The 13,155-nt window shown below is 58.2% G+C and carries 13 protein-coding genes; 6 read left to right on the top strand and 7 right to left on the bottom strand.

Translation table 11 applies throughout. From position 1 onward, the window contains the following. Window positions 1-21 precede the first annotated feature (21 nt). From Q354_RS26350 to Q354_RS26345, 3 genes are all read left to right on the top strand, one after another. Window positions 22-2,160, top strand: coding sequence for an EAL domain-containing protein (locus Q354_RS26350; RefSeq protein WP_169828909.1), 2,139 nt, complete (start codon window positions 22-24; stop codon window positions 2,158-2,160). Window positions 2,161-2,272: 112 nt separating this feature from the next. After that, entirely contained in the window at window positions 2,273-3,475 is a 1,203-nt protein-coding gene (locus Q354_RS0117570) for an aminotransferase class III-fold pyridoxal phosphate-dependent enzyme (RefSeq protein ID WP_027858738.1), read from the top strand. Between the two features lie 41 nt (window positions 3,476-3,516). Continuing rightward, complete coding sequence (locus tag Q354_RS26345; RefSeq protein ID WP_051560244.1) at window positions 3,517-4,884, top strand: aldehyde dehydrogenase family protein; 1,368 nt, start codon at window positions 3,517-3,519, stop codon at window positions 4,882-4,884. Between the two features lie 24 nt (window positions 4,885-4,908). Here Q354_RS26345 and Q354_RS0117560 read toward each other — a convergent pair whose 3' ends face one another. Together Q354_RS0117560 and Q354_RS0117555 are read right to left on the bottom strand one after the other, a co-directional pair. Further along, on the bottom strand, window positions 4,909-6,249 hold the full coding sequence (locus tag Q354_RS0117560; protein WP_027858737.1) for a HAMP domain-containing sensor histidine kinase: 1,341 nt from the start codon (window positions 6,247-6,249) through the stop codon (window positions 4,909-4,911). Next, window positions 6,246-6,953, bottom strand: coding sequence for a response regulator transcription factor (locus tag Q354_RS0117555; RefSeq protein WP_027858736.1), 708 nt, complete (start codon window positions 6,951-6,953; stop codon window positions 6,246-6,248). Before Q354_RS0117555 ends, Q354_RS0117560 begins: the two co-directional genes overlap by 4 nt. Before the next feature lie 159 nt (window positions 6,954-7,112). Here Q354_RS0117555 and Q354_RS0117550 point away from each other — a divergent pair, with 159 nt between their 5' ends. The 3 genes from Q354_RS0117550 (at window position 7,113) to Q354_RS26340 (ending at window position 9,776) form a co-directional block, all read left to right on the top strand. Next, window positions 7,113-7,559, top strand: a complete 447-nt coding sequence (locus Q354_RS0117550; protein WP_027858735.1) for a Spy/CpxP family protein refolding chaperone — start codon at window positions 7,113-7,115, stop codon at window positions 7,557-7,559. A 220-nt stretch (window positions 7,560-7,779) separates the two neighbouring features. Then, window positions 7,780-8,622 carry a LysR family transcriptional regulator gene (locus Q354_RS0117545; protein WP_027858734.1) on the top strand — a complete coding sequence of 281 codons (843 nt, stop codon included), beginning with the start codon at window positions 7,780-7,782 and terminating at the stop codon, window positions 8,620-8,622. Window positions 8,623-9,020: 398 nt separating this feature from the next. Next, window positions 9,021-9,776: an OmpA family protein gene (locus Q354_RS26340; protein ID WP_051560243.1), complete on the top strand. Its 756-nt coding sequence runs from the start codon at window positions 9,021-9,023 to the stop codon at window positions 9,774-9,776. A 98-nt stretch (window positions 9,777-9,874) separates the two neighbouring features. On the opposite strand, the gene trmB is transcribed toward Q354_RS26340, so the two are convergent. The 5 genes from trmB to rpoH form a co-directional block, all read right to left on the bottom strand. Beyond that, window positions 9,875-10,597: a tRNA (guanosine(46)-N7)-methyltransferase TrmB gene (trmB, locus tag Q354_RS0117535; protein ID WP_027858733.1), complete on the bottom strand. Its 723-nt coding sequence runs from the start codon at window positions 10,595-10,597 to the stop codon at window positions 9,875-9,877. Between the two features lie 101 nt (window positions 10,598-10,698). After that, window positions 10,699-11,490 carry a thiazole synthase gene (locus Q354_RS0117530; RefSeq protein ID WP_027858732.1) on the bottom strand — a complete coding sequence of 264 codons (792 nt, stop codon included), beginning with the start codon at window positions 11,488-11,490 and terminating at the stop codon, window positions 10,699-10,701. 60 nt (window positions 11,491-11,550) lie between these two features. Next, window positions 11,551-11,751 (bottom strand): sulfur carrier protein ThiS, encoded by a 201-nt coding sequence (gene thiS, locus Q354_RS0117525; RefSeq protein ID WP_027858731.1) that lies wholly within the window; start codon window positions 11,749-11,751, stop codon window positions 11,551-11,553. After that, complete coding sequence (locus Q354_RS0117520) at window positions 11,729-12,127, bottom strand: DUF423 domain-containing protein (protein ID WP_027858730.1); 399 nt, start codon at window positions 12,125-12,127, stop codon at window positions 11,729-11,731. The genes thiS and Q354_RS0117520 overlap by 23 nt, the downstream gene beginning before the upstream one ends. Before the next feature lie 133 nt (window positions 12,128-12,260). Then, the gene (gene rpoH / locus Q354_RS0117515; RefSeq protein WP_027858729.1) at window positions 12,261-13,115 is read right to left on the bottom strand and encodes an RNA polymerase sigma factor RpoH; all 855 of its coding nucleotides are present in this window, start codon (window positions 13,113-13,115) and stop codon (window positions 12,261-12,263) included. Window positions 13,116-13,155: the final 40 nt, after the last annotated feature.

The following is a 13,155-nucleotide window of genomic DNA, read 5'->3' as shown; positions in this document are numbered from 1 at the left end:
AGATTAAACAGAGCAATGGATATGCGCCGCCCCCTCAACCCTGACGAGTTTTTCCGCTACAGCGATATGATATTTTCCGCCTTTGCTGACTCATCGCTTGGACTGATCTCCATTGACCGTGAAATGCGCTGCCTGCGGGCCAATAACGCGGCGAAGCGCCTGCTGTGGCCCGATGCGACGATGAGTACGGAAAGCTGCCCGCTGCTACCGGACGAGATGCAGGTGCTGAGGCCTGAGGTGAAGGCACTGTTCGAACAGCAAAAAAAGCACCACCAGTGTCACCTGAAACTGATCAGCGCCCACGGCGATCTGGAACTGAATCTGGAATTTGCCCCGCTGCTGGATGCGCAGGGGGCGGTTATCGCCGTGACAGCGGTGATGCTGGATGTCACTCCGATGATGGTGCGGGAACTGGAGCTGAAGAAATTCTCCAATGCGGTCGAAAACAGCGGCAGTGCGGTACTGATTACCGATGCCCGCGGAGATATTGAATATGCCAACGGCCGCTTCAGCGATATTACCGGCTACAACCGGGAAGAGATATCCGGCCGTAATCCGAGCTTTCTGCGTTCTGAGCACACCCATGACACTGTCTATCAGGAGTTATGGCGAACCGTGCTGGGCGGTCGCAAATGGCGCGGAATGCTGCAGAATAAACGCAAGAACGGCAGTATTTACTGGGCGTTGCAGTCGATCTCGCCGATCCACGACAGCAATGGCCGCATCGTCAATATCGTCTCCGTCAGTGAAGATATCACCCACCTGAAAGAACACCAGCAACAGATGGAGCAGCTGGCATTCTTCGATCCGCTGACCAACCTGGGTAACCGCCGCAACTTCAAGCAGGAGCTGGAACGGGTGCTGAAGGCGCCGCCCAAAGGGGTCAGTGCCCTGCTGCTGATGGACCTGGATCACTTCAAGCAGATCAACGATACCCTGGGCCATGATGCCGGCGATATCCTGCTGCAGACGGTCGCCTCACGCCTGAAGTTCTGCACCGATAAAAGCAGCCAGGTCTTCCGCCTCGGCGGGGACGAATTCACCCTGATGCTGCAGGGCTACGACTCAGTCGCCGATATTGAGCGCCAGACTCAGGAGATACTGGAGCTGCAGGCCCAGCCGATCCGCATCGGGCCACAGGAACTGATGGTAACTGTCAGTATCGGCGTCGCCATCATTCATGTTGACGGTCAGAGTGTCAGCCACCTGCTGCGCAATGCCGACCTGGCGATGTACCACTCCAAGCAGAAAGGCCGTAACCAGTACGCCCTGTTCCGGCAGGAGATGAACCATAAGGCCCGTCAGGCACTGGTGATGGAAAACAACCTGCGCCAGGCACTGCAACAGGATCAGTTTTATCTGGTCTACCAGCCCCAGCTTGACGCCAACAACGGTCATATCCGCAAACTGGAGGCACTGATTCGCTGGCATCATCCCGAAGAGGGCATGATTGCGCCAGATAAGTTTATTGGTAAAGCCGAAGAGAGCGGCATGATCATCCCGATCGGCAAATGGGTGCTACAGGAAGCCTGCCGCGCCGCCAAGCGGATTCAGGACCTGGGCCTGCCGCCACTCAAGGTCGCGGTGAATCTCTCTACCCGCCAGCTGGACAGCGACCTGCTGCTGGAAACGATTACCCAGGCGCTGGACGATGCCGGGCTGCAGCCGCGCTGGCTGGAGCTGGAGATCACCGAAGGCGCACTGATGAAGAACATCGAGCACGCCAACAAGATCCTGATCGAACTGAAGCGTATGGGTATCTCACTGGCCATCGACGACTTTGGCACCGGCTATTCCTCCCTCAGCTACCTGCAGAAGATGCCCTTCGACCTGCTCAAGATCGATCGCTCCTTCCTGCATCAGGTGCCGGACAACAAAGATAATATGACCATCACCTCAACCATTATCGTTATGGCCCGCCAGTTAGGCCTGGAAGTCGTGGCGGAAGGTGTCGAGACGCCGGCCCAGCTGCAGTTCCTGCAGGAGTCCGGCTGCCAGCAGGTTCAGGGGTTCCTGTTTGAAGCCCCGAAGAAGCTCGATGTGCTGCTGGCCAGCTACCGCGATTGCCAGCACTACTGCCAGATCTGCTACCACAGCCGCTACTGTGAACTGCCGCTGCGCAATAACCGCCTCAACCTGTCCAGCCCGTGCTGTAGCTGAATAACGCCCGCCCGCCGCAGAGTCTACACTGTAGATAGCTAACACCTCAGGCCCGCCATTCCGGTGCTCCGGCCTGCTGCACTGTTCCCCGGGAAAACTGTCGGGAGCCCCGATGAGACATCATGTAGATCGCCATACCTATGATCAGGTAATGGTTCCGGCCTTTAGCCCCGCCGACATTATCCCCTGTCGTGCCGCCGGTTCCCGCGTCTGGGACCAGCAGGGACGGGAGTATATCGATTTTGCCGCCGCCGATGGCAGTGCCTGCGTGGGTCACTGCAACCCTGATCTGCTACAGACGCTGACAGACCAGGCCCGCCGGCTCTGGCACCCGGGCAATGACTGGTCAAACGAGCCCGCATTGAAACTGGCGCAACAGCTCTGTGCCGCCACCTTTGCGGAAAAGGTCTTTTTCGCCAGCTCCGGCGCAGAGGCCGTGGAGGCAGCTCTGAATCTGGCCCGCCGCCACAGCCTGCAGCGCGGGCACCGCGATAAGCAGGTCATAGTCACCTTTAACCGCGCCAGCCACGGCCATACCCTGATGACCAGCGCCGCCGCCGATCCTGCGGCCGAAACGTCGCCCCTGTCGGGACTGTTCAGGCAATGCCGCTATAACGACCTCGATGCGCTGGCCGCCGTACTGGATGACCATTGCTGTGCCGTCCTGCTGGAGCCGATTCAGGCGGAAGGCGGCGTTTTCCCGGCCGACCCGGCCTTTGTACGGGGCGCACGGGAGCTGTGTGATAAGCACAAAGCCCTGCTGATCTTTGACGAAACCCAGACCGGCAATGGCCGTTGCTGCGCCCTGTTTGCCTATATGAAACTGGGCGTGGTGCCGGATATTCTCACCACCGGCAACGGCCTCGGTGGTGGTTTTCCCATTGCCGCCATGCTCTGTCACAGCGAAGTCGCCAGCAGCCAGAGCCGAGGCACCCAGGGCAGCACCTTCGGCGGCAATCCGCTGGCCTGCAGTATCGCCGCCCGGGTGCTGGAACAGGTCAGCGATCCACAGCTGCTGCAGGACGTAAAGCAACGTTACTTCTGGTTTCGGGAAGGGCTGGAGGCGATCAACCGGCGCTTTGGCCTGTTTCTGGATATTCGCGGGCGCGGCCTGCTCCTCGGCTGCGTACTCAAGCAGGAATGGCATGGCCGGGCCGGGGAGATCCGGCGCCAGGCGATGACCCAGGGCCTGCTCATCCTCACGGCAGGTGACGATGTGATCCGCTTTTCGCCGTCGCTGCTGATTCCGCGTGAGGAGATTGAACTGGGCCTGAGCTGCCTGGAAGAAGCGCTGGCTCAGCTCACCGCCAGCTGAATCAGCCGCCACAGCGGCCACAGCGGCCACAGGAGAGCAGTATGCACCAGCACTCATCCCTTCTGATCAACGGCAACTGGACCGATGGCGAAGGCCCGGTCTTCGAATCCCTTAATCCTGCCGATCACAGCCGTATCTGGCAGGGCCAGGCGGCCAGCCATCAGCAGATCGCCGAGACGGTACACAGTGCGCGTCAGGCATTGCAGCACTGGCGGCAGCATACCCCGGAGCAGCGCGGCTTCCAGCTGCAACAGTTCCTGCGCCAGATACAGGCGCACCGCCTGCTGCTAAGCGATACCCTGGCCCAGGAGAGCGGACAGACCGCAGCCGATGCGCGGCAGGAACTGACAAGCCTGGAACAGCTGATCGAACAGCACCTGGTCCCGGCCGCCGAAAACGGAGAGATTCCCCAGCCTCGCGGCGTAATCGTACTGATCAGTTCATTCAGCCAGCCGCTGATCTCGCCGCTGCGCGCCATGATCCCGATACTGCTGGCGGGAAATACCCTGATCTTCAAACCCAGCGAACACTGTCCCCGTTGCGCTGAACTGATGTTGCACCTGTGGCTGAAGGCGGACCTGCCGGACGGCGTGATCAACCTGTTGCAGGGCGGCCCCGAAGTCGCTCTCGGACTGGCGCAACAGGAGCAGATCGACGGTATCCACTTCAGCGGCCAGCGTTGTCATGCCCTGCAACTGCACCAGTTGCTGGCCGGGCGGCCTGGAGTGGCACTGCAGCTGCACACCAGTGGCAACAACTGCCTCTTTATCGACAGCCGGATGCCTGATGAGCACTGGCCGGAAGCCATTATCAGCTCGGCCTTTCGCAGTGCCGGGCAGCGTTGCTGCGCGGCGCGTCGGCTGCTGATCGATCGCTCGGAGGCGGCAGACAAGCTGTTGCAACAACTGCTACAGCGCATTGAGACGCTGCAGCAGGAACAGGCCCTCGGCTTTATGGGGACAATCATCGACGCCCGGGCGGCGCAGCAGTTACTGCAGCGCCAGACACAGCTGCAACAGCGGGGTGGAAACCTGCTGCTGCCCATGCAACCGGCGCCGGACAATGAATGCCTGCTGAGTGCCGGCATCATCGATATCAGTCATCTCAATCAGTTACCGGAAACAGAGGTATTTGGCCCGCTGCTGCAGGTTGTCCGGGTTGCCGACGCTGAGCAGGCGATTGAACTGGTCAATCAGGACCGGGAGCTGCTGGTCGCCGGCCTGTTCAGTCACGACAGCACACTCTGCCAGCGCATGATGCAGCAGCTGCAGAGTCCGCTGATCAGTTGTAACCTGCCGCTGGACCAGATCCTGCTGCAGCCGGATACCCGGCTCTGGCGCAGTGCGGGCTACAGCAACAGCGATTTCACCCGGCCGCACATCAGATTTACCGGGGCTGGCGGAGAGTAACATTGCCATAGCAATGCCCCCTCGTCAGCTCAGCCACAGTGTCACCAGCAAGCCTCCGTCCGGATGGTTTTCCAGGCTCAGGCGGCCTCCCGACCGGGACATTGCCCGCTGTGCAATACTCAGCCCCAGGCCATAGCCCTCCTCCCCGCTGTTACCGCGATAGAAGGGTTCGCACAGGCGCTTAAGGTCAGCCTCAAGCACACCGCGACCATGATCACGCACCTGAATGACAGATTGCCCCTGCAATGTTTTAACACTCAGGTCGATCGCGCTGCCCTCCGGGGTATGTTTGCAGGCATTACCGATAACATTGCCCAGCGCACGTTCCAGCAGGCCCTGATTTCCCCGACAACTTTCCGGCAGCTGGGCGATATCCAGGCTAAAGGCACGCCCCGGATGGCTGAAACGGTAGTCCTCCAGCAATTGTCCCAGCAGTGCCGCCAGATCAATCGGCTGACTTTCACTCCCCTGGCTCTCAAGCCGGGAAAGCGACAGGATCTCACCGATCAGCAGGTTAAGGCGTTCACATTCGCGGTTAATACGCTGTACGGTACGCTCTTCCTGCCCCCACTTCTGCTCCGCCAGCCCGGCCGCGGCCTGCAACCGGGCCAGCGGGGCCCGCAGTTCATGGGAGACATCCTGCAGCAGACGCTGATGGGAACCCAGCGTCTGCTCGACATAATCCGCCATGCGATTGAATTCCCGGGCCAGCTCGCCCAGCTCGTCACCGCGCAGGCAGAGCTTCTCGTCGGCCCGGATCTCCAGCTCACCCTGCGACAAGGCCTGCACCGAGTTACGCAGGCGGTTCAGCGGACGTACGATAATGGCACTGAGTAACAGTCCGGCCACCGCCGACACCAGCAGGATCAACAGCAACTGTAACGACAGCACCGAACCGATAAAGCGTCGCAGCGGTGAGCGCTTCCAGTCCACTTCCAGCTCAACCCGGTAACGGCGTCCTGCAGCCGAATGCAGTTCGAAATCGATCACCTCAGCCCGGTGGTTACGAAACTGTGGCGGCCCCTTAATCACCCTGTCGCTCTTCAGATCGACAATCCGCAACTGGGTCACGGGCTCCCAGATCCTCGGCCTTGGCGAGCGCCGTTCATGCCATCTATGGCTATGGTGTTCATTCCGCTCTTCATAATGCGCCAGGCTACCTGACTGACCGCGCAGCACCAGCCGCCGCTCATAGCGTTCGATAATCCGTTCGGCGATCCCCCGGCTGCGGGCTTCCAGCAACTGCCGCATATTATCTTTCTCTGCCACCAGGCTGACACCCACCACCGCCATTGCCAGGAGCAGGAAACTGGTCAGCCAGACGATCAGAAAGCTTTTAAAGAACAGTCGCTTATACCACCTCAAGCATCACCTCTCAGAAACTGGTAGCCAACACCCCGGTGGGTTTTGATCAGTTCATCGGGCAATTGTCTGGCAAGCTTCTGGCGCACCCGGGAGACATGTACGTCCAGCGCCCGGTCATAGGGCGACAGGGGCCGGTGTAATACCAGCTCAGTCAGCTGCTCTTTGCTTAAAACCTCTCCGGCATTGTTAATCAGATAGGCCAGTACATTGAACTCGGCCCCGGTGAAATCGATATTCTCCCCCTTGACCGAGACCTGGCGCTGGCCCGGATCGAGTACTACCCCCCGCGCTTCAACGATCCGGTCCGGAAACAGGGTGCCACGGGCAACCGGTTGGGCCCGGCGTAGCACGGCCTTGATTCGGGCCAGCAGTTCACGGGGATTGGCGGGTTTGGCCAGATAGTCATCGGCCCCCATCTCCAGCCCGAGGATACGATCGATATCCTCACCACGGCCGGTCAGCATAATCACCGGCAGAGTCAGGCGCGGACGGATCGACTGCAACAGTTCCAGCCCGCTGCGTCCCGGCATCATCACGTCCAGCACCATCAGCTGATAGCGCTCCGCCCGCTGCAGCCGCTCGGATGCTTCTTCAGCATCATGTGCAAACTCGACCGTATAACCCTCGTTATGCAGATAATCTCCCAGCAGCTCGCACAACTCCCGGTCGTCATCCACCATCAGAATCCGCGTTACCATAGCCATCTTCCGCTCCTGAACTGTCTCAGCATCATGATATGACTTCTCCGGCCAAAACCCAGCCGGAAAACCAATCTTTACCTTTCTTTACACCTTCGCAACCCAACTTTGCATTGCCCCGCACCACAATACAGCCATCGAACTTCACAACAGGAGCACAGCAAAATGCGTAAATTTATCATCGTTACCGCTTCCATTCTTACACTGGGCATCGCGGGTACCGCTATTGCCGACGGCATGCGCTACTTCGACCGAATGGCCGAGAAACTGGACCTGACCACCGAGCAACGTGATCAGGTTAAGGAGCTGATGTCTGCCAACAAAGAGCAGATGCAAACGCTGCACAAAGAGCACAAAGAAAGCCGCCAGGCGTTTTATCAGCTGAACCCGAATGATGCTAACTACGCTGCCGAAGTGGAGCGCTATGCTGAACAGGCCGCCCGGCATGCCGGCGAGATGGTGAAGATGCGTGCCAGCCAGCGCGAGGAGATGAGTAAATTGCTGACCGAAGAGCAGATGACCAAACTGGCCTCCATGCGCGAGAAATGGCAGTCGAAGGATGGCGGCTTCGGCGCTAAGGGCAAGCACCATAAAGGCAAATACTGCCATTGAGCCGACAACTGACTACAGCGGACAGCCCACCCTCACCCCACGGTCCGCTGCAGCGCCCTCCCCCGGGCATTCCCGGGGCCGGTTCGCCACGGCCCCGCTTATCCATTCCCTCCTATCCACTCCCCCTATCCGTACCTCTGGCAGGCCCGGCATAGCTGCCGGGTACATCCGCAGTTTATACTGCAGCACTCTCTTCACAGCCGCCCGAAGCGACCACCCTATGGATCTCGAACTTTTACGCACCTTTCTCGAAGTCTGCCGCACCCGCCATTTTGGTCAGGCCGCTGAGGCACTGCACCTGACTCAGGCAGCCGTCAGCGCCCGCATCAAACAGCTGGAAGGCCGGCTTGGCGTCAGTCTGTTCGATCGCAGTAAACGAGAGATCCGCCTGACACCGGAAGCCCACCGTCTGATGCGCCACTCCGACCTGTTGCTCAGTGAGTGGCGTAATGCCCGGCAGGAAGTCACCGCTGGCGGTGCCACACACCAGATTTCCGTCGGAGGCAGCCTGCGCCTCTGGGATGCGCTGTTACAGCAGTGGCTCTATCAATTCCGGAGTGCCCGTCCCGATGTCGCCCTGAGTGTCGAGTCCCACACCCCGGAGCTGCTCACCCGCAAACTGCTGGACGGCGTGCTGGATATCGCCTTTATGCTGGAACCGGCCCAGCTGGAAGTACTGCAAATCTGCAAGGTTGGTGAGCTGAAGCTGATACTGGTCTCCGACCAGCCGGGGCTGACACTGGATGCGGCCCTGCACGAAAACTACCTGATGGTCGACTGGGGACTGGGCCACAACCTGACCCACCGGCGCCTGTTTCCGGATATGCCGGAACCCCATACCCGCCTCAGTAATGCCAAGATGGCGATCGGTTATATCAAACATATGGGAGGCAGCGCCTATCTGCCCCGATCGATGATCAGGGAGGAGCTGGCAGCGGCTCGCCTGCATCAGGTCAATGACGCCCCGGTGATCGAACACAGCGCTTATGCGGTGTATCCGTTACGCTCACCCAAAATCGAGCTTATCGACGAAATTATCGCCTGTTTTGGCAAAATATCCTGATTTTATCCGCTGTTCGTTCAATTCACCCGGAGCTAAAAAGCCCCTGCTCCGGCAAATTCAGAAGAATTGTTGAACGCTCATATTTGCCTACTGTTCACATTTTGATCTATACCAAGCGATGAAGTACCTGTGGCAAACGTGGGCAAGCTTCAAGCCCCGGAGTACTGCGACGTCAGGCAATTAACAAAATATTTTTTAATTTTTGACAAAAATTTATAGTTTTTATTATTAGTTTCTTTGCTCTAGATTGATCGTGCCTTCCGGGTACCAGGTGGAAAATGAAGAAGGGGACGCCTGCGGAAGCCTGAACGGAATCTCCAGAAACAACCACTCAATCTCCGGCCAGACCGGCAGGGTGGAGGATATTCCTTTAACTACAGAGCATAAGGATACTAATAATGAAGAAACTCCTACTCCTGACTCTGTCCGGCACACTCCTGTTAGGCGCCGGCCAATTTGCACAGGCACATGGTGTCTACTTCCAAAGCTCGGATAACACCTTCCTCCGCGACGGCAGCGGCAACTGCTTCCGTACCTCCGGCTGGCGGCCAGGTACCCAGGTAGAGGGTTGCGACGAGATCAAGCCTGAACCTCCGGGCGACAGTGATATGGACGGCGTCATAGACCCGAAAGATGAATGTCCGAACACGCCTCGTGGTGCCCGGGTTAAACCGAATGGCTGTGAGTACGACAGTGACGGGGATGGCGTGGTCGACTCCCGCGACCGCTGCGCCAATACGCCAAGAGGCGCCAAAGTCGATGCCACCGGCTGTATTATCGAGTTGCTGGAACCGATCACCTACAACCTACGGGTCGAGTTCGCCAATAACTCCGACCAGATCCGCGCCCAGTACCAGGATGATTTCCAGAAGGCCGCCGAGTTGCTGGCCAGCGATCCCGGGGTGAGCGTGACAATCGAGGGCCATACCGACAGCAACGGTACTGCCGCCTATAACCTGGACCTGTCACAGCGCCGTGCCGCAAACGTCGCCAGGGCACTGATTGCCAGCTTCGGCATTGATCCATCCCGCCTCAGCGCGGTGGGATATGGCGAATCCCGGCCGATTGCCGACAACAGCACGGCCGACGGCCGTCAGCGCAACCGCCGCGTGGAAGCCACGGTGCAGGTGATGGTGAAAAAGCCGGCGCAGTAAGAAGGTCAGCCGATAGCTTGCGGCATTAAGCGATAAGCCAAAGGCGAAAAACAAAAACGGGAGCCCAAGGCTCCCGTTTTTATTCGGCATGCAGGCACTCAGCTGATGCGCTCGAACATCAGGTCCCAGACACCATGTCCCAGACGCTCACCACGCTTCTGAAACTTGGTTACCGGACGCCATTCGGGCTGTGGTGAATACTGACTGTCACCGGCCACGTTCTGGTAGCCTTCCGCCGCATTCATCACTTCCATCATATGCTCTGCGTAGTTTTCCCAGTCCGTCGCCATATGGAAGACACCGCCGACCTTCAGCTTCTTACGAATGCTCTGGGCAAACGCCGGCTGCACGATACGGCGCTTGTGATGGCGCTTCTTATGCCATGGGTCCGGGAAGAACAGCTGCAGGGTGTCCAGGCTGCCGTCAGGAATACAGTCGGCCAGTACTTCGATCGCATCCTCACGGTAAACGCGGATGTTCTCCAGTCCCAGCTCGGTGGCGTTATTGAGCAGTCGTCCCACACCCGGCGTATGAACCTCAATACCGATGTAGTTTTTCTCCGGCTGATCCTTGGCCATCTCGATCATGGAATCGCCCATGCCGAAACCGATCTCCAACACCAGCGGCGCCTCACGGCCAAATACCTCAGCCGGATCGATACGGCCATCACACAGGTTCAGGCCATATTTAGGCCAGGCATCATCCATTGCCCGCTGCTGACCTTCTGTCATGCGGCCAGCACGCAGCACGAAGCTGCGGATCTTGCGCATCGGTTTTGCTTCATCGCCGTTTTCTGGCGCAGTCATCTGCTCTTCTGTCATCTTTCTTTCTGTATTACCTGAAATAACTCAGCCCGGCGTCAGGCCGGGCTGAAGAAACTATAGCAAGGGTCCGGCTTTCCTGTCCGGACCGACGTCATCGCTTAAACGATGGTGCCTTCCATCGGCGAAGAAGCGCTGGCGTATTTCTTACGTGGCATCCGCCCCGCCAGGAACGCTTCACGGCCGGACTCGATCGCTTTCTTCATCGCTGAAGCCATCAGGATCGGATCGCCCGCTGCCGCGATTGCCGTATTCATCAATACGCCCTCGCACCCCATCTCCATTGCGATTGCCGCGTCAGATGCGGTACCCACACCGGCATCGACCAGGATCGGCACATTCGCGCTTTCCATAATGATACGGATATTGTGCGGGTTAAGGATACCCAGGCCGGACCCGATCAGGGAACCCAGCGGCATGACCGCGACACAGCCCATCTCTTCCAGCTGCTTGGCAACGATCGGATCATCATTGCAGTACACCATCACGTCAAAACCGTCCTTAACCAGGGTTTCAGTGGCTTTGATGGTTTCAACCATATTCGGATACAGGGTTTTCTGGTCACCCAGTACTTCCAGCTTCACCAGGTTATGTCCGTCCAGCAGCTCACGTGCCAGGCGGCAGGTACGTACCGCGTCATCGGCGGTATAGCAGCCAGCCGTATTCGGCAGGATGGTGTACTTATCCGGAGAAACGACTTCCAGCAGGTTAGGCTCGCCCGGGTTCTGGCCGATATTGGTACGACGCACCGCCACAGTGACGATCTCGGCACCGCTGGCTTCAATCGCCCGTCCGGTTTCCTCGAGATCCTTATACTTGCCGGTACCTACCAGCAGGCGGGAGTTATAACTTTTACCGGCAATCACCAGTGCATCATTCTGTAGCTGTGACATCTGTTTACCACCTAACCTGTTATTGTTTGATCTGTACTGCAATCGGGACGGCGCGAAGGATCAGCCGCCGCCAATCGCATGTACGACTTCAACCTGATCGCCATCGTTCAGCGTGGTTGAAGGATGTTCGCTGCGCGGAATAATTTCCATATTAAGTTCCACCGCAATACGCTTGCCGGTAAAGCCCAGCTGCTCAATCAGGTCACTGATATGAGCACCGTCCTGCAAACAGTGTGCTTCACCGTTGAGTTGAATCTGCATCAATCTGGTTCCTGTCTGATTTAAAAGCGGCCCAGAACAGAGCGCCCCAGCCGGTCAGGAAAGCACATCCGCCCAGAGGGGTGATCGCTCCCAGCCAGTGGACGCCGCTCAGCGCCAGCACGTAAAGACTTCCGGAAAATAACACAATACCGCTGATAAAACCCCAACCCGCTAGTCGAATAGCCGGGCGCTGCGGCAGCAGGGCTACCGCCAGCAATGCCAGGGTATGGTAAAACTGGTACTGAACACCGGTCTGAAATACCTGCAGCAGGTAAGGTTCCAGCATCCCTTTCAGGCCATGACTGGCAAATGCGCCCAGCGCCACCGCCAGAAGCCCGCTCAGGGCTGCAATCATGAGGAAATGTCGAGCTGTCATCCGTCACCCCAAAAGAGCGCTAATTATACAGAATCTGTCGCCAGGATCTAAGGCACCACAGCCCGGAGAATTGTCCGGGCACAAAAAAGCCGCCTGCGGCGGCTTTTCAGAAACGGTGCGGCGCTCAGCCCGGTCAGGCTTCCATAGTGACGCGAATCTTCTTCATCGCGTTCTTTTCCAGCTGGCGGATACGCTCAGCCGACACCTGGTATTTGGCAGCCAGCTCGTGCAGAGTGGCCTTATCCTCGCTCAGCCAGCGCTGGGCCAGAATATCCTGACTACGCTCATCCAGCTCGCCCATCGCCTGCATCAGGCGACGCTGGGAGTCTTCTTCCCAGTTCTGGTGCTCAACCTGATGAGCCGGGTCAGCAGAATGATCTTCGAGGTAGTTGGCCGGTGCCTGGTAGGCGCTGTCATCGTCATCGCTGACCGGCGCATCAAACGCCGTATCGGAAGCCGCCATACGGCCTTCCATCTGACGCACAACCTTAGCATCAACCCCAAGGTCAGCCGCAATCGCTTCGACCTCGTCGTTGTTCATCCAGCCCAGGCCCTTTTTCATCGAGCGCAGGTTAAAGAACATCTTGCGCTGCGCCTTGGTAGTCGCCACTTTGACGATCCGCCAGTTACGCAGGATAAATTCGTGCATCTCCGCCTTAATCCAGTGGACGGCAAACGAAACCAGTCGCACGCCAACGGTTGGATCAAATCGCTTCACCGCCTTCATCAGGCCGACATTACCTTCCTGAATCAGGTCGCCCAGCGGCAGACCATAGCCGGAGTAAGACTTGGCAACATGAACAACAAATCGCAGGTGGGACATAACCAGACGGCGTGCCGCATCCAGGTCTTCCTGATAATGCAGACGTTCTGTCAGTTCGCGCTCTTCCTCAACACTTAGCACAGGAATAGCACTCACAGACTGCATATATGCATCCAGATTGCGTCCCGGTGACAGGTTCTCGAGTACTAGCAGACTTTTGCCCATTGATACCTCTGACGGTTGCTACTTTAGAATTCTCTAATGT

It is taken from the genome of Marinobacterium jannaschii DSM 6295 (assembly GCF_000620085.1).
Lineage (GTDB): Bacteria > Pseudomonadota > Gammaproteobacteria > Pseudomonadales > Balneatricaceae > Pontibacterium > Pontibacterium jannaschii.
This window is presented reverse-complemented; position numbering and strand designations above follow the sequence as displayed.